14 protein-coding genes are annotated in these 18,644 nt (G+C 57.2%); 11 read left to right on the top strand and 3 right to left on the bottom strand.

Features of this window, described 5'->3' with window-relative positions; genetic code table 11:
- Positions 1 to 146: 146 nt before the first annotated feature.
- The gene (locus tag GOW56_RS18345) at positions 147 to 764 is read right to left on the bottom strand and encodes a TetR/AcrR family transcriptional regulator (RefSeq protein ID WP_171118914.1); all 618 of its coding nucleotides are present in this window, start codon (positions 762 to 764) and stop codon (positions 147 to 149) included.
- Positions 765 to 865: 101 nt separating this feature from the next.
- On the opposite strand from GOW56_RS18345, the gene GOW56_RS18340 reads away from it, so the two are divergent.
- From GOW56_RS18340 to GOW56_RS18325, 4 genes are read left to right on the top strand one after another with little or no spacing between them, the layout of a single operon-like run.
- Complete coding sequence (locus GOW56_RS18340) at positions 866 to 2,014, top strand: efflux RND transporter periplasmic adaptor subunit (RefSeq protein ID WP_171206790.1); 1,149 nt, start codon at positions 866 to 868, stop codon at positions 2,012 to 2,014.
- A gap of 3 nt (positions 2,015 to 2,017) precedes the next feature.
- A complete protein-coding gene (locus GOW56_RS18335) occupies positions 2,018 to 5,146 on the top strand; it encodes an efflux RND transporter permease subunit (RefSeq protein WP_171206789.1) in 3,129 nt (1,042 codons plus the stop codon).
- Positions 5,143 to 5,562, top strand: coding sequence for a DUF2141 domain-containing protein (locus GOW56_RS18330; RefSeq protein WP_171118908.1), 420 nt, complete (start codon positions 5,143 to 5,145; stop codon positions 5,560 to 5,562). Before GOW56_RS18335 ends, GOW56_RS18330 begins: the two co-directional genes overlap by 4 nt.
- 6 nt (positions 5,563 to 5,568) lie before the next feature.
- Positions 5,569 to 6,417 carry an ABC transporter six-transmembrane domain-containing protein gene (locus GOW56_RS18325; protein ID WP_171206788.1) on the top strand — a complete coding sequence of 283 codons (849 nt, stop codon included), beginning with the start codon at positions 5,569 to 5,571 and terminating at the stop codon, positions 6,415 to 6,417.
- A 319-nt stretch (positions 6,418 to 6,736) separates the two neighbouring features.
- On the opposite strand, the gene GOW56_RS18320 is transcribed toward GOW56_RS18325, so the two are convergent.
- Together GOW56_RS18320 and GOW56_RS18310 are read right to left on the bottom strand one after the other, a co-directional pair.
- Positions 6,737 to 7,045 (bottom strand): hypothetical protein, encoded by a 309-nt coding sequence (locus GOW56_RS18320; protein WP_171206787.1) that lies wholly within the window; start codon positions 7,043 to 7,045, stop codon positions 6,737 to 6,739.
- A 452-nt stretch (positions 7,046 to 7,497) separates the two neighbouring features.
- Entirely contained in the window at positions 7,498 to 9,156 is a 1,659-nt protein-coding gene (locus tag GOW56_RS18310) for a sulfatase-like hydrolase/transferase (RefSeq protein WP_171206785.1), read from the bottom strand.
- A 78-nt stretch (positions 9,157 to 9,234) separates the two neighbouring features.
- Between GOW56_RS18310 and GOW56_RS18305 the strand changes: the two genes are divergently transcribed.
- From GOW56_RS18305 to GOW56_RS18275, 7 genes are all read left to right on the top strand, one after another.
- A complete protein-coding gene (locus tag GOW56_RS18305) occupies positions 9,235 to 10,404 on the top strand; it encodes a helix-turn-helix domain-containing protein (protein ID WP_171206784.1) in 1,170 nt (389 codons plus the stop codon).
- A gap of 347 nt (positions 10,405 to 10,751) precedes the next feature.
- Positions 10,752 to 11,129: a nuclear transport factor 2 family protein gene (locus GOW56_RS18300; RefSeq protein WP_171118898.1), complete on the top strand. Its 378-nt coding sequence runs from the start codon at positions 10,752 to 10,754 to the stop codon at positions 11,127 to 11,129.
- Positions 11,130 to 11,315: 186 nt separating this feature from the next.
- Positions 11,316 to 13,109, top strand: a complete 1,794-nt coding sequence (locus GOW56_RS18295) for an alpha/beta hydrolase (RefSeq protein ID WP_171206783.1) — start codon at positions 11,316 to 11,318, stop codon at positions 13,107 to 13,109.
- Positions 13,110 to 13,381: 272 nt separating this feature from the next.
- Positions 13,382 to 14,368, top strand: coding sequence for a zinc-dependent alcohol dehydrogenase family protein (locus GOW56_RS18290; RefSeq protein WP_171206782.1), 987 nt, complete (start codon positions 13,382 to 13,384; stop codon positions 14,366 to 14,368).
- Between the two features lie 579 nt (positions 14,369 to 14,947).
- On the top strand, positions 14,948 to 16,294 hold the full coding sequence (locus tag GOW56_RS18285) for a substrate-binding protein (protein WP_171206781.1): 1,347 nt from the start codon (positions 14,948 to 14,950) through the stop codon (positions 16,292 to 16,294).
- 105 nt (positions 16,295 to 16,399) lie between these two features.
- Positions 16,400 to 17,431: a branched-chain amino acid ABC transporter permease gene (locus tag GOW56_RS18280; protein WP_171206780.1), complete on the top strand. Its 1,032-nt coding sequence runs from the start codon at positions 16,400 to 16,402 to the stop codon at positions 17,429 to 17,431.
- Between the two features lie 3 nt (positions 17,432 to 17,434).
- Positions 17,435 to 18,640: a branched-chain amino acid ABC transporter permease gene (locus tag GOW56_RS18275; RefSeq protein ID WP_171118889.1), complete on the top strand. Its 1,206-nt coding sequence runs from the start codon at positions 17,435 to 17,437 to the stop codon at positions 18,638 to 18,640.
- Positions 18,641 to 18,644 lie beyond the last annotated feature (4 nt).

Below are 18,644 nucleotides of genomic sequence, written 5' to 3'. Positions count from 1 at the left end.
CCAAATTGGGTTAAAGGTAACTTGGGGAGGCTTCGTTTTCCTGAAGGATGGGCGGAAAGCTGAACTCAGCTATCCGCACGATTGCCACAGTGCGTCTTCCCGTTCGCAGGCTTTCATCAGCCTCGAATAGACAAGTGACACAGGCTTCATCGACGCGCCAGCAGAGAGCTCAGAATGAAATCCTCCATGCTTCCAGCGATTTTGCTCATGGGCGTTTCCGACAGAACGCTGCGATACGCGCTTCCTTCCAGAACCTCTATCACCAATTGCGACGCTTGTAGAGGATCCGGAACAGCGCGCAGATCTCCTGCCTCCACGCCGCGTCTCACTACTTCTTCAAGCGCCTCCGTCAGTCTGGCTCGGTTTTCGACGAACAGTCGCGCGATATCCTGTTGACGAACGGCTTCGCTCGAAATCTCCAAGGTGAGGATGACGTTTTCCGGCGCAGCCAGATAGTTGGCGTAGGCCCGGATGAACTTTTTCAACACTTTGGGTGCGGGTGCATTTGAATTCAGGACTTTCAGAAACGGCTCCAGTTCGCGGCGTTCGAGCATTGCGATTTCCACAAGCACATCATGCTTGCCGCGAAAATGGTTGTAGAGGTTTCCAAGGCTGACGCCCGCCCGCGCTGCGATATCGCGGACGCCGGTCTGATGATAGCCGCGCTCGAGAAAACACATGACGGCGGCTTCCAAAATCTGGTTGCGGCGCTTGGCTGTAGCCTTTTCCCGGGCTGACCCTGGTTTTTTGGTGTCTTCAGACATTTTTGCTTTTTCATATTGAACGAACGATCGTTCATAGTATATGACATCCAATCGTGCACCACAAGGCGCAATGGTTCAGGCGGCTCAGGAAAAACAGGACAATGACAGACAAAACCTCAGAAGCTCAGCGAAGACCAGCCCGACGATGGCTCTGGATTGGATTGTCGCTGATGCTGTTTGTGGCGGTCGTCATCCTGTTGTTTGACGCGGAAGATACGGTTGATGTTCAGCCAGCAAACACCTCACCTCCGCCACCGACCGTCTCTGTCGTAACTGTTGTTCCGGAAACCGTGCAGGCGCGTGTTTCTGCATTTGCCGAAGTTCGGCCTCGTTGGGATGCCGAGCTGCGATCTGCTGTGTCCGGGCGCATCACCGCAGTCCATGCCGGTGCTTTGGCCGGGACACAGGTGGAAGGGGGCGACCCTTTGTTTTCAATCGAAAATGCCCCTTATCAAAGCGCCGTTGCAACCGCCGAGATGGAGCTTGAGCGAGCAGAGCTTGCACTGTTGCGCGCGCAGAACAACGTAACCGTCGCGAAACGGCAGTTCGAACGAGACGGGGTGGAACCGCCAAACGAACTGGCCGTGAACCTGCCGCAATTGCGCGTCGCCGAAAAAACCGTTGCAGCGGCGCAGGCACGCCTGAATGCGGCGAGAAATGACCTGAAGGACGCAGAAATTGTTGCCCCGTTTTCAGGCTTTGTCACCCGTCGCTTTGCCAGCCTTGGCCAGGCGGTCAACCCGGGCGATCCCCTGATACACCTGTCGGACAACCGGCAATTCGAACTGGTTGCCGCGTTCAGCCAAGCGGATTGGGCGCTGTTCGATCATCCGATCTCTGGCGTTGCTGCTGACCTGACGCACCGCTCGGGCGAAAGCCTTGGGCAGGCTCGGGTTCGGCGTGGAGGCGGGTTTCTGGATCAGGACACACGACAGGTGCGCGTCTTTTTGGATGTCGCAAACCCCGGTGACGGCATACTCGCCGGAGATTTTCTGAAGGTGCACATTCCCGGACGACGAATTGCTGACACCGTGACCCTGCCGGAAAGCGCCCTGACGCGTGCGGGGTACATTTGGATTGTGGATGAAAACGACCACCTTCAGAGGTTCAGCCCGAACATCCTGTTCCGCAGCGAAGGTGCTGTCACGATACAGGCCCCCGACGGGAACGGCCCATGGCGCGTGGCCAAGACACCTCTGGCCTCGTTCCTGCCGGGTCAGCGCGTCACGCCGCTGTCGGATGGGGGTTGAGCCATGCACGCGCTGACATCCTGGTTTATCCGCAACCCTGTCGCCGCCAATCTGATGATGGCGCTGATCCTCTTTCTCGGGGTGCAGACGCTGCTGAATATTCGGATCGAGGGCTTCCCTCGCATTCCTGCGGAAAGCGTTACGATTTCGATCGAGTTCCCGGACGCCACTGCCGAACAGGTCGATGAATTGGTGACCCGGAAAGTTGAGCAGGCGCTGGAAGGGTTGGAGGGCGTGCGCAGTGTGACTTCGCAATCCCAAAACGATCTGAGTGTCGTGACCGTCCGCCGCGCGGGTGGCCAGAAACTGCAAGCCGTTCTGGATCGGGTCCGCATTCGCATCGATGGGTTGACCGATCTGCCCGATACCGCGCGCCGCCCTGTGATCGAAGCGTCGGGTTTCGATTTTCCGGCGCTCTATCTGAACCTTTTCGGCGAAACGGACCCGGCCACATTGCAGAGCCTGGCGCAGCGCCTGAAAGAAGAGCTGCTGGCGCAACCGGAATTGTCGCGGCTGCAAATCTGGGGTCTGATCCCGCGGGAACTGCGCATCGAAATCGACCCTGCGCTGCTGCGCCACTATGGCCTGACCGTGGCGGATGTGACCCGCGCCATCGAGGAAAACTCGGTGACATTTCAGGCAGGCCGTTTGCGGACCGAGGGCGGCACGATCTATCTGCGGGCCGATGATCGCGCAAAATACGCTCCTGAATATGCGGCCCTGCCGATCATTGAACGTGACGACGGGTCTTTTGTGCCCTTGGGTGATATTGCCAAGATCGAAGACGGGTTTCAGGACGGCGAGTACCTGTTTCGGCTGAACGGCAAGCCAACTGTCGGGATGGAGGTTCTGGTCGGGCAGAAAGAGAACCTGCTGACGATCAGTGACGTTGTGCGCCGCACGGTGGATGAGTTCAGCCGTCAGTTGCCGTCGCAGGTTCAGGTCGATGTCTGGGGCGACAGCGCCGGCTATATCTCGGACCGGCTGGCGCTGTTGCGGTCCAACGGGGTGCAGGGACTGATCCTTGTGACCTTGATGCTGTCGGTGTTTCTGAACGTGCGCCTGGCCTTCTGGGTTGCCATGGGCATTCCGGTTTCGGTCATGGGGGCCATAGCCGTTTCGGGTTCAAAATGGGTGGACTATTCGCTCAATGATGTCACTACCTTCGGTCTGATCATCGCCCTGGGCATTCTGGTCGATGATGCCGTTGTGGTCGGAGAAAGCGTTTTCGAGGAACGTCGAAAGGGCAAAGACCCGATTCAGGACACTGAACGCGGCGTGCACCGCGTGGCAGTCGCAACAGTCTTCGGCGTTCTGACGACAATCGCGGCGTTCTTCCCGATGTTGTTGATCGACAACCCGTTGGGCAAGGTACTGGCCGGGTTCGCGGGGATCGTGATCCTGACGCTGGTCTTTTCGCTCATCGAAAGCAAGTTCATCCTGCCCGCCCATCTGGCGCAGGTTTCGATGGGGCAAGAGCGCAGGTACCTGCTGTCCCGCCTCTGGGGCCGCGTACAGGATACTGCGCAGGGCGGCCTGGACTGGGTACGGGATCGCATCTATCAGCCCTTGCTTGTCGCCGCGGTGCGGCAGCGCTATGCAGTGCTGATCCTGTTCGTCGCCGCCGCGACGCTGGGGCTTGGCTTGATGTACAAGGGCAAGGTCAGAACGGTGTTCTTTCCCGAAGTGCCCGGTCAGATCATCACGATGAACCTGGAAATGGACGCCCGCGCGCCCTTTGCGCTGACCCGCGCGAACGTGGACCGGATTGAAACTGTGTTGAGCGATCTGAACGCCGAGCTTGCCGAGGGCGCGGGCATGGCCACGCCGCCCGTTCAGACGGTGTTCAGCATCATCAACGGCGCAGGAAACGCGCAAATATACGCTGAAATGATCCCGGTGGCCGAACGACCGGATGTTCCGATCCTTTCCGTGGTTCGCGAATGGCGCGACCGGGTTGGTGCGGTCGAAGGTGCAACCGAGTTGGAGTTCACCGGCTCGGAAACACTCGCCGGAGGACTCCGCATCCGGTTGGCGTCCAAAGACGAAGACCTGCTGCAACAGGCCAGCGCCGAGATGAAAGACTTCCTGTCGAACATTGAGGGCGTGGCGAATGTTCGGGATGGGCTGGCGGGCAGCCAGCCCGAACTGAAACTCCGCCTGCGTCCGGACGCGCGGCACCTTGGCTTCAATGCCGAGGCTTTGGCCAGACAGATTGGTTATGGGTTCGGCGGGGCCGAGGTGACCAAGGTTCGGCGCGACGGGTCCGAAATCCGCGTGGTCGTGCAGAACGCGCGGGAAAACCGCGATACGCTCGCCGATCTGATGCAGACCCAGTTGCGCAGCGCATCCGGTGCCTGGGTGCCGCTTGAGACGGTTGCCGAAATCGAAGGCACCTACGCCTCTGACACCGTCGATCGCCGCGACGGCAAGCGCATGAACATCGTGGCCGCGTCCATCGACCGCGACCGTGTTGCCCCCGAAGAGGTTGGTCAGGCGGTGTTCGAACAGTTGGTCCCGAAACTCCGCGAAAAGTACCCGAGCGTCAAAGTTCTGCCCGCCGGTGAACTGGAAGAGATGGCCGATATCAGCGGTGGCTTGAAACGTGCGCTGCTGCTGGCCGCCGTTTTGATCTATGTGTTGATGGCCGTGCCGTTGAAAAGCTATTGGCAACCTTTCGTCATTCTGGCCATCGTGCCCTTCGGTTTTATCGCGGCTGCGGTCGGGCACCTGATCATGGATGTGTCGCTGTCGCTGTTTTCGTTCTTCGGCATGCTGGCGCTGACCGGCGTGATCGTGAACGACAGTCTGGTCATGATCACCCGATACAATCAGGCGCGCGAGGAAGGCCAGCCCGTGAACCTGGCGCTGACAAGCGCTGGCATCGGACGTTTCAAGGCGATCTTTCTGACCACCGCAACGACGGTGATCGGCCTGCTGCCCTTGCTGACGGAAACCTCGGAACAGGCGCAGTATCTGATCCCTGCCGCCATCTCTCTGGCTTTTGGCGAACTGTTCGGCACCGCCCTCATGCTGCTGCTGGTGCCCGTGCTGATCGCCATTGCCGAAGATGTCCTTGTCGTCTTCAAGCCAGTCCCGCCGCACCCTTCCAGAGAAAGGACACAGTTATGACACGTAGCATTCTGGCCCCCGCATTCGCCCTGATGGCGCTTGCAACGCCTGCCGCCTCTGATGGTCTGAACGTGATTGTGGAGGGTATCCGCAACGCCAAGGGAAACATTGTGATCCTTGTTTTCGACGACGCGCGCGCCTTTGACGGTTTGGATGTCCAGAGCGCGATTGACTACGCCCAGGTTCCGTCCCGCAAAGGCAGTGTCAGCCATGAGTTTCCTGACCTGACGGCCGGCCCTTATGCTGTGCTGCTGTTTCACGACGAAAACAAGGACGAAGACCTGAACATGACCGAGACGAAACTTTTGGAGGGGCTGGGTTCAACCGGCGCCCCGAACCCTCAGGACTTGCCTGATTTCAGGGCCGCCTCGGTCTGGCCGGGCGATGTCCGCGTTCGTGTCCACTATGATCCGTGATGCCGCATGCTGAGGAATAGAAAACTGACTATAGGCACGTTGCTGAGCGTGTTTCGGTGGCGTGTCGGGATCACCTGGTTTCTGATACTGTCGGAAACTGCATTAACCGTGTTGATCCCGCTGTTCATCGGCTTTGCCATCGATGGATTGCTGCGCGGACAGTTTCAGCCCTTTGTGCATCTGGGCGCTCTTATGGTCGCCCTCACGCTGATCGGCGTGATCCGGCGGATATACGATACGCGCGTCTACGGAACGATCCGCGTCGAGCTGGGCAAGGCGCTTGCTGCGCGTTTTTCAAACCTGCCGATTTCTTCGTTGAACGCCCGGATCGGAATGGGGCGCGAACTGGCCGACTTTCTGGAAGAGATACTGCCTTCGGCAATTTCAGGGATCATGCAGTTCGTCGTCTCAGCAATATTGCTGTTTTACTTCTCGCCGGTGCTGGCTCTGTCAGCCTGCGGGGTGCTTGTGGGAATGATATGCATCTACGCCCTGTTTCATTCGACGTTCTGGCAATGGAACCGTGCCCTGAATGAGCAGATGGAACATCAGGTCAGCATTCTGGAACAGCGCCGCGTCCGCCCGGTGCTTGTCCACCTGACGAAACTGCGTCGTTTCGAAGTCAAGCTCTCGGATACCGAAGCCTACCTTTACGGTGTGATCTTCGTTCTGCTGATTGGTCTGATCCTGTTCAACCTGTGGTTCGCGACGCAAAACCTGGATGCGACACCTGGAATGATCTTTTCGATTGTCAGCTACTCATGGGAATTTGCTGAAGCCGCGCTTGCTTTGCCGATCACGTTCCAATCCTGGTCCCGGCTGTCCGAAATCACGGTCCGATTGCAGAGAGGATGATCAGATTTTCAAACTGCAAGTTGCGTGGAACAGGTGTTGCAATCAGGTGTTGGTCTTCTAGTGACCGCCGTTGAACCACCCTCCGGCATGCGGCAGGGCAGCTCTTTGTGGCAAATACCCTGTGCGATTGCTTTGCGGCAAAACTGTCAGAGACCTGTATCGCGGGAAAAGCAGGTTTCGAAACAATGGCAGTGTCTCTGCGCAGGTCAGAGTGTTGAATGGAATGTCGTACAGGCTGTAGCTTTGCCAAGACAGCGTCGGCGGGATCTTTCCGGTAGGGAAGGATCAGCCAAGCCAGCCCATTTGCAATTGCTTAGGTTCAGGCTGTATAACGCCTGAGAACGTTATGCGTGATTTGCTGAGTGGTGCGGTCCTTCCGCTTGAGACATAGGAACCAATAGATGGTGCCCGCGCAGAAGGCCTCGCCCTTGCCTTCGATCAGCTGCGCCCAACCAGTTTGCGAAACCGTGTCATAGCGCGATACGATGTATTGCTCGGCCACCTTGGCGCCTATGCTGGGCGATGTGATACGGGCCGCGTTCGGATCAATATCTTTGTTGAAAGCGCTGACCTTGATTTCGATCCCGTCTCCTCGACGGCAGCGGAACTGTGAGGAGTACCCGATCAAAGGTCATTCAAGCCCCGGTTCGGACTGTCGGGCCTCAACCTTGGTTGTGACGTTGTTCCAGGCAGCGCCCAGCATCGCAGGCGATGCGACCACGCTCATGGAGGCTTTCAAAAAGCCGCGGCGGCTAAGGTAGTCAGTAATCAAAGCAGAGTTTTTTGGGCACGGTGATTTGTCCAGCTGGGTTGGAATGCGGTTGGCACATCGGTCAAACGATCCGCAAAAAACCACATCCGGTGAAAGCCTAAAAAGCCAGTTGCTACCAGATTGAACAATATCAGGGCAAACACTGGCGCCGATGCGTTCAAAGATTGCCTTAGAACACTACCTTCCTCGGCATTCGATTGGCTTGGGCCACGCGGAATCTTGTCCAAGCACTGGGGAGTGGCCCAGTGTTGTCTTGACTGCATAGGTTGTCGTTGGCGCGCGGGCAGGTTCCGCGCGCCATCAAGGCTTCACTCTTGCCAGCTCATGAAAACCTGCCGCGCCTTTTCGCTTTCGGGGCGTAGGTTCTCGATGCCGCCATAGGGGACGTCTTTACCGATTGCCGAGTTCGGATACTTGGCGATCATCTTCTGATGTCGCTTGATCATGTCCTGGAACGAGGCGCCGGCCCAGAGGGAGTACCCGACCAGCGGATGCAATTCGCGCGGGTCGCGGTAGATGTTGTACGTTGGCGCGGCGGCTCCGGGTGCGCCCGGAGCAGGCAGGTGCATCTTGAACTCCTGTTTCACGACCGAGCGAAGAACCGGGCCCTCGTACACATAAACGTAGTCGCGTCGCCCATTGCCTTCGCCTTCCAGCAGCAGGGCCGTCTGATCGATCCCATCGATCACCCGATCACGCGGGATATAGTCGGTGGCGCCAGCGATACGCGCCATCGTCGTGTAGATATCCGATACATGAAAAATGTCACCGGCGGCGCTGTCAGCCTCGATCACACCGGGCCAGCGAATGAATGCATCAGTGCGCACACCCCCTTCGAGATGTTGGGTCTTGCCGCCGCGATAGATCAGTTGGTTCAGCCCGGATGTTCCTTCGTAATGGTACATCAACCCGTTGTCGGCCATGATCATGACGATGGTGTTGTCCGCCTCGCCGGTCTTCTCCAGCGCGTCGAGAACGTCGCCGATCCAACCGTCCAGAAGCTGCAACTTGTCCGCGTGGAAGCCGCCGTTACGTGACAGCGCCTGATCGGGATAGACAAAGTTCAGCGGATAAAGCGGCCAGTATTGCAGAAAAAACGGCTCATCCAAGGCTGCGGCACGCTCGAGCTGTTCAATTGCCTGCGTCTGGTAGCGCTCGTTCATCTCTTCGTATTTGGCTTGGGTCCATTCTTCACCTGCGGCCATTTCGACTTCGCGGGCTTGCCCTCCGGCCTCGGCTTCGACACCTGTCACCAAACCATAGGGCTTGAAACGCTCATCCAGCAGAAGGGCATTGTTCTGTCCCGACGCGTGGTACCCCAACATGTTGTTCGCCTGCATCGCCTCGCGGGTCATCAGGCTCAGCTGAACCTGCTGATGCAGCGGGAAGGCCGCCCAGTCAAAGCCCTGATTGTGCGGATAGGCCTCTTCGATATCGCCTTGATGCCATTTGCCGACATGCGAGGTGTTGTAGCCCGCCTGTTTCAGGATTTCCGGCAGCGTCACTTCGCTGGCAGGAAGCCCTTCCCCCACCAAAGCCACTTTCACCTCTTCCACGCCGGCCCGGATCGGGTGGCGCCCGGTCAGCATGGCCGTACGAGTGGGTGTACATGAGGGCTCGGTGTACATCCGCATCAACGACATGCCTTCGCTGGCAAAGTCATTGATATTCGGGGTTTCAATGCCCATCACATAGTTGAGTTTGCGTTCGCCCATCTGGCCAAAGCTGATGTCATCGATGAGGATGTACAGGAAATTCGGGGGTTTGCCGCCGTTGGCTTCCCGAAGTTCAGCCAGCCTCGCATCAATCTCGACGTCCTGCGCATCCCATTGCTCGCCAAATTGGGCGCGCAGGAACGCAAATTCACCGTCATGCACAATCGCGTCTTGTTGTGCGGCCGATTGTGTGGTGCTCAGCGCTGCTAGCAAACAGGCTGCGATGCCAGTCCTTTGGACAACATTAGTCATTCTTCGTTCCCCCTTTGGTGCTCCTGAAGTTCATCGCCTGAACAATCAGGTCGCGACATTTTGCTGAAAGAGATTGGTTTGACTGATGCGCCAGCTCAGATAACCGCTGGTGTTCTGGTGGCGTTAGAAACGTCACCACGCGCTCTGATCGGGCATCGGCCTCAGGAAGCCGTGGTCGGCCCATGGTGGCGAGGTTTGGAGTTTTTGCTGACACTTGACTCCCCGCGGTTCGAATTCGCTACATTACCGGTAAAGTGTCAGGCTCTGGGAATGGACCACATCAAGAATTCGCCAAATTCGCAAAAGGGTGTCCCTTCCGTATCAGACGGGGTTACGCCCACAGCCGTGCTGAATTTCGAACACCCCAACAAAATCGGGGAAATTACGCCGTGGGAGATAGACTTCCGACAGCTCGATCCCGGTCGGTTGTCGACGTCCATAAGGGTGCGCTCAGGGCGATCGGTCTCCGCTCTCAGCATCGCGATGAACCAACGCGTTCATCAACGTGGTGTTTCGCCCAAGGGCTGGATGACGTTCGGGATTCCGTCAAATGGTGCGGTCGACAAATGGCAGGCAAAGGACGTAACCGATAACGCATTCCTGTCCTTCGGTGACAGTGATGGGTTTGACGGTATTTCGACGGCCGGTTTCACGGGAAATGTCATTTCCTTCCAGACGCACAGATTGGAGAATTTTGCAGAGTCCTGCGGATTTCACTTGGCGCGCGACAACCCGGACGCCCACAGACTGAGGTCCAAAGCAGGTTTGGCCAGCATGGCGAACCTGGAGGGTCGCGTAGCCGGGCTTCTTAACAGTGTTGATGCGCAGTGGTATGAGGCGGCTGAGCAAGCCCTGATGCTGGAAGCCCTGGTTATCCTGACCGACGACGAAGCGCATTTTGACAGAAGTCAGGCGGGCACCAGGCGGCGTGCCTTGGATCGCGCAACCGATCTTATGGTTGCCAATCTGGAAGACCCGATTTCAATTGAAGAGATTTGTAAAGAAAGCGGGGCGTCTTGGCGAACTCTGGATCGCGCTTTCAAGGAACAGTTCGGACAAAGCCCCAAGTCGTATTATATGCGTCTCAGGTTGAACCGTGTTCGCGAGGACCTTCTTTCAGGGTCTTTCAGCGGAACGATAACCGATGCTGCAAACCGGCTCGGATTTTGGCATATGGGCCAGTTCGCGCGCGACTACAGGCTGTTTTTCCGAGAGCTGCCGTCTGAAACAAGGGGCGTGCAGAAATAGGTTTCCCGTACCAATTCGCGCTCTTCAACACCCGGAATTATCAGGGGTAGGGGCCAGCACCTTCCTGCCCTGAGCTGGCGTCAAGCGCATATCGGCAGGAGGGTTGTTGCCAGTTTCGAGCAGTATGGTGTCGTCCGGTACAGAGTTGAGATGCGCCAAGACCCGCAGGATCACATCTTGCCCAACGAATGGCGGCTACTTGCTGCGTCCAAATTTACAAGGTGCAGTTCTACCTGTTCCGAAGCAAGCCCGGTGGCCAATCTTTGCAGGACCGTCTCATTTTGATCTTTGTCAAGGTTGGATGCGGCCCGACGAGATACAGTCACGAGTGTATCAGGAGGTCTTGCATGGAAAGACTGGTCGAAATTGGGCGGACATTTGTTCAGGCGATGCGTGATCGCAATGGCTTGGCAAGTGTTGACGAGATGTACGCGGAAAACGCTCAGTCCATAGAGGCGGTTGTGCCTCCGGTGCGGCAATTTCGGATTACAAAGGGTCGCGACGCCATCAAAGCAAAGCGGGAAGATTGGCTGAAAACGCATGAAATCCAAACGCTTACGGCAGATGGTCCTTTTGTTCATCCGCCCAATCGCTTTGGCGTGCGTTTCAATGCCGAGGTCGTGCAGAAAGACACCGGACAAAGAATGAACCTTAGCGAGATTGCCATTTATTCCGTTGAGGATGGCAAGATTGTACTCGAAGAGTTCTTTATGTTGCCAAAATAGCGAACGGCGCCCGGCAACACGGGTTCCCAAGCGCTTGCGTCCATTTCAGGAAGCCTCGCCAGGTCCGGCGCTGCAATCAAGTACGTCCAATCAAAATGGGCGGTTGACTGGTCGGTCCGGGGCTTGGTGGACAGATGGATTAAAGCTTGCAGCATTTTAGCACTCTGCCCGGATCGGAGAACCCAGATGACCGAACTCTCACCTGACAAGCTGTCTGCCGAGGCCGGGGTTTGTGCGGCAGATACCGACGAGAATGCCCCGCCACACCCCTATGAGAAACTTGACCGCGCAACGCGCGCGGCCCTTGCCCGTGCCACCGCCGGTGTTTCCCCGCATTCGATAATGGCCACCTGGATGGATTGGGCCCTGCACCTGGGTCGTTCACCCGGACGCCAGCTTGAACTGACAGAACGCGCGGCACGCGATGCGGCCAAACTCTGGGTCTATGCCAGCGAGATGGCGACCGGCGCGAAGGCCACTCCGCCTTTTCAGCCACGTAAGCAGGATCACCGTTTCAATGCGCCCGGCTGGCAGAAGGCGCCGTTTTCCCTTTGGCAGCAGGCTTTTCTGAGCGCACAGGATTGGTGGCAGGCCGCAACGGACGAAATGCCCGGCATCGCCCCCCGCGACGCCGAACGCGCGCAATTTCAGATTCGCCAAGCACTTGATCTTGTCTCTCCTTCGAACTTTCCGTGGTCAAACCCGGAAATCATCAATCGCACGTTCCAGACCGGCGGTCGCAATTTGATAGAGGGCGCCGCCCATTTCCTTGAGGATGTTGCCCATACCATAACGCAACAGCACGAACCTGTCCCTCAGGGGTATGAAATCGGTAAAGACATTGCCGCGACCCCCGGCAGGGTCGTTTATCGCAACGCGCTGTTCGAGCTGATTCAATACACACCGCGCACCAAGCGCGTTCAGGCGGAGCCGATCCTTTTCGTGCCTGCCTGGATCATGAAATACTATGTGCTCGACCTTTCTCCGGAAAACTCCATGGTGCGGTATCTGGTCGAGCAGGGCTTTACCGTTTTCATGATCTCTTGGGTCAATCCCACCGCTGATCAGTCGGATCTCAGCCTCGAGGATTATCGTCTGAACGGTGTCATGGCCGCGATCGAGGCCATCGAAAAAATCGTTCCGGGTCAAAAGATTCACGCCAATGGTTATTGCCTTGGCGGCACACTTCTGGCGATTGCAGCTGCGGTGATGCAACGCGATGGTGATGACCGGCTTGCAAGCGTTACGCTGATGGCGGCGCAGGTTGATTTCGCCGAAGCCGGTGAGCTTTTGCTGTTTATCGATGACAGCCAGGTCGCTTTTGTCGAAGACCTGATGTGGTTGCAGGGCTATCTTGATCGCCCTCAAATGACACGAACTTTTACGACAATCCGCGCCGAAGATCTGATCTATGCCCGGGCTGTCCGTCGCTATTTTCTGGGTGAAGACGACCTGCCTACGGATCTGACCGTCTGGAACAATGACACGACCCGGATGCCGGCGCGAATGCATTCCGAATATTTGCGCGGTCTGTTCTTGGAAAACCGGCTGAGCGCTGGGCGCTTTTCTGTCGAAGGTCGGGTTGTTGCGCTCAAGGACATACGCGTACCCATGTTTGTGGTCGGAACGGAATCCGACCACATTGCCCCGTGGCGATCAGTGTATAAAATTCGGCTGTTTACCGACGGAGATCTCACCTTCGTGCTGACCAACGGTGGTCACAATGGCGGTATCCTCAGCGAGCCGGGGCACAAGCACCGCCACTATCGGTTGGGCCACAGGCCGGCGGACGCGCTGTATACCTCGCCGGACGAGTGGTTTGAGTCGGCCGAAGAAAAGCAAGGTTCCTGGTGGCCTGCGATGGTGGATTGGATCAAAGACCGTTCATCGGGCGAAACTGCGCCGCCGCCGATGGGCGGAAAACGAAGGGGGGCTGAAAACCTGCTCAAAGCGCCGGGCAGCTACATTCATCAGACCTGAAACCGGTGGCGAGGGTCAGACCCGTCAGTGCCCGGTCGATCTCCTTTGGCATCCTGCGCAAGCCCCTCAGGTGCAGTTGAGGTTTTGGTCGCTCGGTCAGATCTGGGACTTTGCGATGGATCAAGCCTTGCTGCGGCGCAGTTGTGCTATCGTTCAGGTCGTCGGAACCTAGTGCCACATTTACGGTTTTGTCGAAGGCCGAGTCCGAAATTTGCAACGAAAAGAGGCAATACACAGATGATTTCGGGCGGATGTATCTGGAGAGTTGGACCATGACACGCGCAATGGTTTTGAACGAGGCCGGCCGCGCGCTGAGACTGGAAGACATCGAACTTCCGGCGCCGGGCGATCATGATATCCAGATCCAGATCGAGGCTTGTGGTGTTTGTCGCACGGATCTGCACATCGTCGATGGTGACCTCGAACATCCTGAACTTCCACTGGTTCCGGGCCACGAAATCGTGGGACGGGTCCTGCGAAAGGGAGATGCCGTAACAGGGCTGGAAACCGGTCAGCGCGTCGGCGTGCCATGGCTTGGGTCCACTTGTGGGAAATGTCCTTATTGCCACCGCGCGCAGGAAAACCTGTGTGACGCGCCGGTGTTCACGGGATACACGCGAAACGGAGGGTTTGCCGAAGCCTGCCTTGCGGATGCACGGTATGTCTTTGCCCTGCCAGAGGTTGCCGATCCGGTTGCACTGGCACCGTTGTTATGTGCCGGGCTTATCGGATTTCGCTGTCTGCGAATGGCGCAGGATGCCAGGAATATCGGCTTTTATGGATTCGGAGCCGCCGCGCATATCCTTGCACAACTGGCCATCTGGCAGGGCCGGAAAGTATATGCGCTGACCCGGCCCGGGGATATCGAGGCGCAGGATTTTGCGCGTGACCTTGGCGCGGTATGGTCTGGTGGGTCCGACGAACGACCACCGGTGGAACTGGATGCTGCAATCATATTCGCCCCCGTCGGGTCCCTTGTGCCCAAAGCGCTGCAAGCTGTCCGCAAGGGCGGCCGCGTGGTTTGCGGCGGAATTCACATGAGCGACATTCCTTCCTTTCCCTACAGCGATCTTTGGGGGGAACGTCAAATCCTGTCTGTCGCAAACCTGACGCGTCAGGATGGTGAGGAGTTTTTTGCAATGGCCCAAGCCGCAGGTATCCAGACACGGACACAAAGATATTCACTGAAGGACGCCAACAAAGCCCTCGCGGATCTGAGCGCCGGGCGATTGCAAGGGGCAGCGGTTTTGGTTCCCTGACCAAAGGTCGGTCGCGCCGCGCGCCGGCTCGGCAAGTCAAAGCTGACGTCAGTGTCCGAAATCCGGGGGGTGGCTCGGGCAAACGGATCCTGATCGTGAAATGGACGAAACACCGGAACATGAAAGACTGCTCATTGCGCTGGGATGCCGCCCACCCGCGCCGGACACAATCATTCCGGCCGCCCCGTGGACGATCTTGCGCCAACAACAATCAAACTGGACCGTCAGATGAGGGAGGGGCAGAGAGCTTGTTTCCATTCAACGTGTTGAAAAGGCTGGCTTTGCATGGGAAATCGTCTTTTGGCGCAGCAGTGAACGAACATTGCTGTCATGTCTGGCAATTGCGTCGTTTATATTTACATTTAAATATTTGAAAAATATGTATTTAAATTATCCTAGGCCAGAAAGCTTTTCAAATGATCTTGGGCTTCGTCAAGACGTTTACAAAATTTTGTTTCAAATCCAGTAATTTGTTGTGAAATTTTCCACCGCGTTTCCATTATTGAAATGCACATAAGTGCGCTTTCGTCTGCTGGAAGAGGAGCCAGACGACGAGAGAAAGGGAAATGGGAGGAATTAATGACCAACAAATCTGTCACACGCCGCGGCGTGTTGAAGTCTGGTGCCGTTGCAGGCACCGGTCTGGCCCTGCCTACGATCTTCACGGCTTCGTCGGCTGCTGCTTACACCAACGAACCAACCGGAGGGTCCGTGACCCTGGGCTTCAATGTTCCCCAGACCGGGCCGTATGCGGAAGAGGGAAATGACGAGCTGCTGGCGCAACAGCTGGCGGTGGAACACCTGAACGGAGAGGGCGACGGCGGTTGCCTGAACACCTTCACGTCAAAGGCGCTGAAGGGCAATGGCATCCTCGGCAAGAAGGTCGAGTTCGTCACAGGTGACACCCAGACCAAGTCGGACGCCGCGCGTGCATCTGCAAAGTCGATGATCGAAAAAGACGGTGCGATCATGATCAACGGCGGGTCGTCCTCGGGCGTGGCCGTTGCGGTTCAGGGCCTGTGTCAGGAAGCGGGTGTGATCTTTATGGCAGGTCTGACCCACGCCAACGACACGACCGGCAAGGACAAGAAGGCCAATGGTTTCCGCCATTTCTTCAACGCCTACATGTCGGGCGCCGCGCTTGCGCCGGTGCTGGCTGCCGAGATGGGCAATGACCGCCGCGCCTATCACCTGACGGCGGACTACAACTGGGGCTGGACCCAGGAAGAGTCGATCGTCGCCTCGACCGAAGCCCTGGGATGGGAAACGGTCAACACCGTCAAAACGCCACTCGCGTCAACAGACTTCTCGTCCTACATCACTCCGGTTCTGAACTCGGGCGCGGACGTTTTGGTTCTGAACCACTATGGCGGCAACATGGTGAACTCGCTGACCAACGCGATTCAGTTCGGTCTGCTCGACAAAGTCGCAAACGGCAAGGACTTCAAGATCGTCGTGCCGCTGTATTCGGAACTGATGGCCGCCGGTGCTGGCGAGAACATCAAGGGCGTGCTGGGTTCGATGAACTGGAACTGGCAGTTGCAGGATGAAGGCACCAAAGCCTTCGTGAAATCCTTCGGCGAAAAGTACGGCAAGCCGCCGTCCAACTCGGCCCAGACCTGCTATGCACAGGTTCTGCTTTATGCTGATGCTTGCGAGCGTGCCGGTACATTCAACCCATGCGGTGTTGTTGATGCGCTGGAAGATTTCGAGTTCGACGGCCTGGGCAACGGCCCGACCTGGTATCGCGGCGCGGATCACCAGTGCTTCAAGGACGTGCTGGTCGTGCGTGGCAACATGAACCCGACCAACGCCTATGACACGCTGGAGATCGTCGAGATCACGCCACGCGCGCAGGTCGAATACGATCCGGAGCATCCGATGTTCGCCGGTGGCGCATTGGGTGAGTGCAACCCGGGCGCATAATGCCGCGTATCAAAGTCTGGCCGCCAAAATGGTGGCCAGACATCTACAGCAGGGTTGATCCTGTTGTGCCACTCAATTCACACTGACCAACCCTGAGGTGGGCCAATGGACGCCATCCTATTGCAAATTCTGAACGGTCTGGACAAAGGGTCGGCTTATGCGCTGATTGCGCTGGGGCTGACGCTTATTTTCGGGACGCTCGGCGTTGTGAACTTTGCCCACGGGGCCCTGTTCATGATCGGCGCGTTCTGTGCCGTCACTTTGCAAAAGCTCATGAACCTGAGCTTTGTAACCATCGACGAGAGCCAAACCGACTTTCTTGGCAACCCGCTGAAAGTGGAAACACCTTATGTCCAAGCATGGTTCGGCCCGGAGTTCGGGGCGGCGATCATCGACTGGTCCGTTCCATTGGCAATCCTGTTTGCGATCCCGATCATGCTGGCGGTTGGCTATGTGATGGAACGCGGGCTTATCAAGCATTTCTACAAACGCCCCCACGCGGACCAGATCCTTGTCACGTTCGGCCTTGCGATCGTGTTGCAGGAAATCGTGAAGTACTTCTTCGGCGCCAACCCCATCCAGACCCCGCCGCCCGACGCGCTGAGTGGTTCTATCGACCTTGGCACAATGATCGGGTTTGATCCCAACGCGATCATCTACCCGATCTGGCGCCTGGTTTATTTCGGCTTTGCGGTCGCAATTATCGGTGCGGTCTTCTCATTCCTGCAATTCACCACCTTCGGCATGGTTGTGCGCGCCGGCATGGCGGATCGCGAAACTGTTGGCCTGCTGGGCATCAATATCGACCGGCGTTTTACGATCATGTTCGGTATCGCCGCCGCGGTGGCCGGTTTGGCGGGCGTCATGTACGGGCCGCTCAACCCACCAAACTATCACATGGGGATGGATTTTCTGGTCCTCAGCTTCGTTGTGGTTGTTGTTGGTGGCATGGGGTCTCTTCCCGGCGCGGTGCTGGCTGGCTTTCTGCTGGGCATTCTCGAAAGCTTCGCCTCTACGACCTGGGCCACAACGACGATCCCGGGCATCAACCAAATCATCATCTACCTTGTTGCCATTATTGTGCTGCTCACACGCCCGCGCGGTTTGATGGGACGCAAAGGCGTGATGGAGGAATAATCGATGTTGGGACTGAACAAAAAAGATACCAGCCTGCTGATCATCGTCGGCATCCTTACGATGCTGGCACCCTTCATCCTGAATCCGTTCCCGGAAGGCAGCGCCATGGCGCAGTTCAACGCGGGCTATCCGGATCTGATGCAGCGCTTTGTCATCTTTGGCATCTTTGCCATCGGCTTCAACATCCTGTTCGGCCTTACCGGATACCTGTCATTCGGACACGCGGCCTTTCTGGGCGTTGGATCCTATTCCGCCGTATGGATGTTCAAGCTGCTGAGTTACAACATCATCCCGGCCATCGCACTCAGCGTTGTGGTCGCCGGGGTATTCTCATTGCTGATCGGGTTCGTCAGCCTGCGCCGGTCGGGCATCTATTTTTCGATCCTCACGCTGGCTTTCGCCCAGATGAGCTTTGCGTTGGCTTATTCGGTGTTGTCCAACCCCAAATTCAACCTGACGAACGGGGAAACGGGATTGCAGGTTTACGCGGATGATCCACAGATTCTGCAAGGGGCGAATTCGCCGGACCTGCCGCATTTGTTCGGGTTGCCGATGCGCGCAACCTACACATTAGACGTGGGTGCGTGGAGTTTTGATTTCAACGCGGGATACTATCTATGTGCAGTGATTATGATGGTGGTGTTCTATCTGTCCATCCGAATTTTCCGTTCACCTTTCGGGATGATGCTGCGGGCCGTCAAATCAAACCAGCAACGGATGAACTATACCGGCCTAAACTCGAAACCTTACACGCTGGCGGCATTTGTCATCTCTGGCATGTATGCCGGCCTGGCTGGTGGGCTGATGGCCGCAATGGACCCGCTGGCAGGTGCCGAACGTATGCAGTGGACCGCATCGGGCGAGGTCGTTCTGATGACGATCCTAGGCGGCACCGGCACACTGATCGGGCCGGTGCTGGGTGCGGGCTTCATCAAGTACTTCGAAAATATCTTCTCGAAGATCAACGACAACGTGTTGCACAGCTGGTTTGCATTCCTGCCTGACGGGCTGGAGGACGCGGTGGTTTTCTTGATCCATCCGTTCATCGGCAAAGGCTGGCATCTGACGCTGGGCATTCTTTTCATGCTTGTCGTTATCTACTTGCCGGGTGGTCTTGTCGAAGGTGGTCAGCGTTTGCTGAACCGGCTCAAGCGCAAGAAATCAAAATCCGACGACGCGACGTCGGGCAAAACGGAACCGGCGGAATAAGGGG

The organism is Ruegeria sp. HKCCA0235A, assembly GCF_013033235.1.
Taxonomy (GTDB): domain Bacteria; phylum Pseudomonadota; class Alphaproteobacteria; order Rhodobacterales; family Rhodobacteraceae; genus Ruegeria.
The sequence above is the reverse complement of the archived record's forward strand: the minus strand, read 5'-3'. Positions and strand labels throughout refer to the sequence as shown.

Bases quoted from the DNA above. Each gene is read 5' to 3' on its own strand.
- GOW56_RS18345 (WP_171118914.1), bottom strand. From the start codon at position 764: ATGTCTGAAGACACCAAAAAACCAGGGTCAGCCCGGGAAAAGGCTACA.
- GOW56_RS18340 (WP_171206790.1), top strand. From the start codon at position 866: ATGACAGACAAAACCTCAGAAGCTCAGCGAAGACCAGCCCGACGATGG.
- GOW56_RS18335 (WP_171206789.1), top strand. From the start codon at position 2,018: ATGCACGCGCTGACATCCTGGTTTATCCGCAACCCTGTCGCCGCCAAT.
- GOW56_RS18330 (WP_171118908.1), top strand. From the start codon at position 5,143: ATGACACGTAGCATTCTGGCCCCCGCATTCGCCCTGATGGCGCTTGCA.
- GOW56_RS18325 (WP_171206788.1), top strand. From the start codon at position 5,569: ATGCTGAGGAATAGAAAACTGACTATAGGCACGTTGCTGAGCGTGTTT.
- GOW56_RS18310 (WP_171206785.1), bottom strand. From the start codon at position 9,156: ATGACTAATGTTGTCCAAAGGACTGGCATCGCAGCCTGTTTGCTAGCA.
- GOW56_RS18300 (WP_171118898.1), top strand. From the start codon at position 10,752: ATGGAAAGACTGGTCGAAATTGGGCGGACATTTGTTCAGGCGATGCGT.
- GOW56_RS18295 (WP_171206783.1), top strand. From the start codon at position 11,316: ATGACCGAACTCTCACCTGACAAGCTGTCTGCCGAGGCCGGGGTTTGT.
- GOW56_RS18290 (WP_171206782.1), top strand. From the start codon at position 13,382: ATGACACGCGCAATGGTTTTGAACGAGGCCGGCCGCGCGCTGAGACTG.
- GOW56_RS18285 (WP_171206781.1), top strand. From the start codon at position 14,948: ATGACCAACAAATCTGTCACACGCCGCGGCGTGTTGAAGTCTGGTGCC.
- GOW56_RS18280 (WP_171206780.1), top strand. From the start codon at position 16,400: ATGGACGCCATCCTATTGCAAATTCTGAACGGTCTGGACAAAGGGTCG.
- GOW56_RS18275 (WP_171118889.1), top strand. From the start codon at position 17,435: ATGTTGGGACTGAACAAAAAAGATACCAGCCTGCTGATCATCGTCGGC.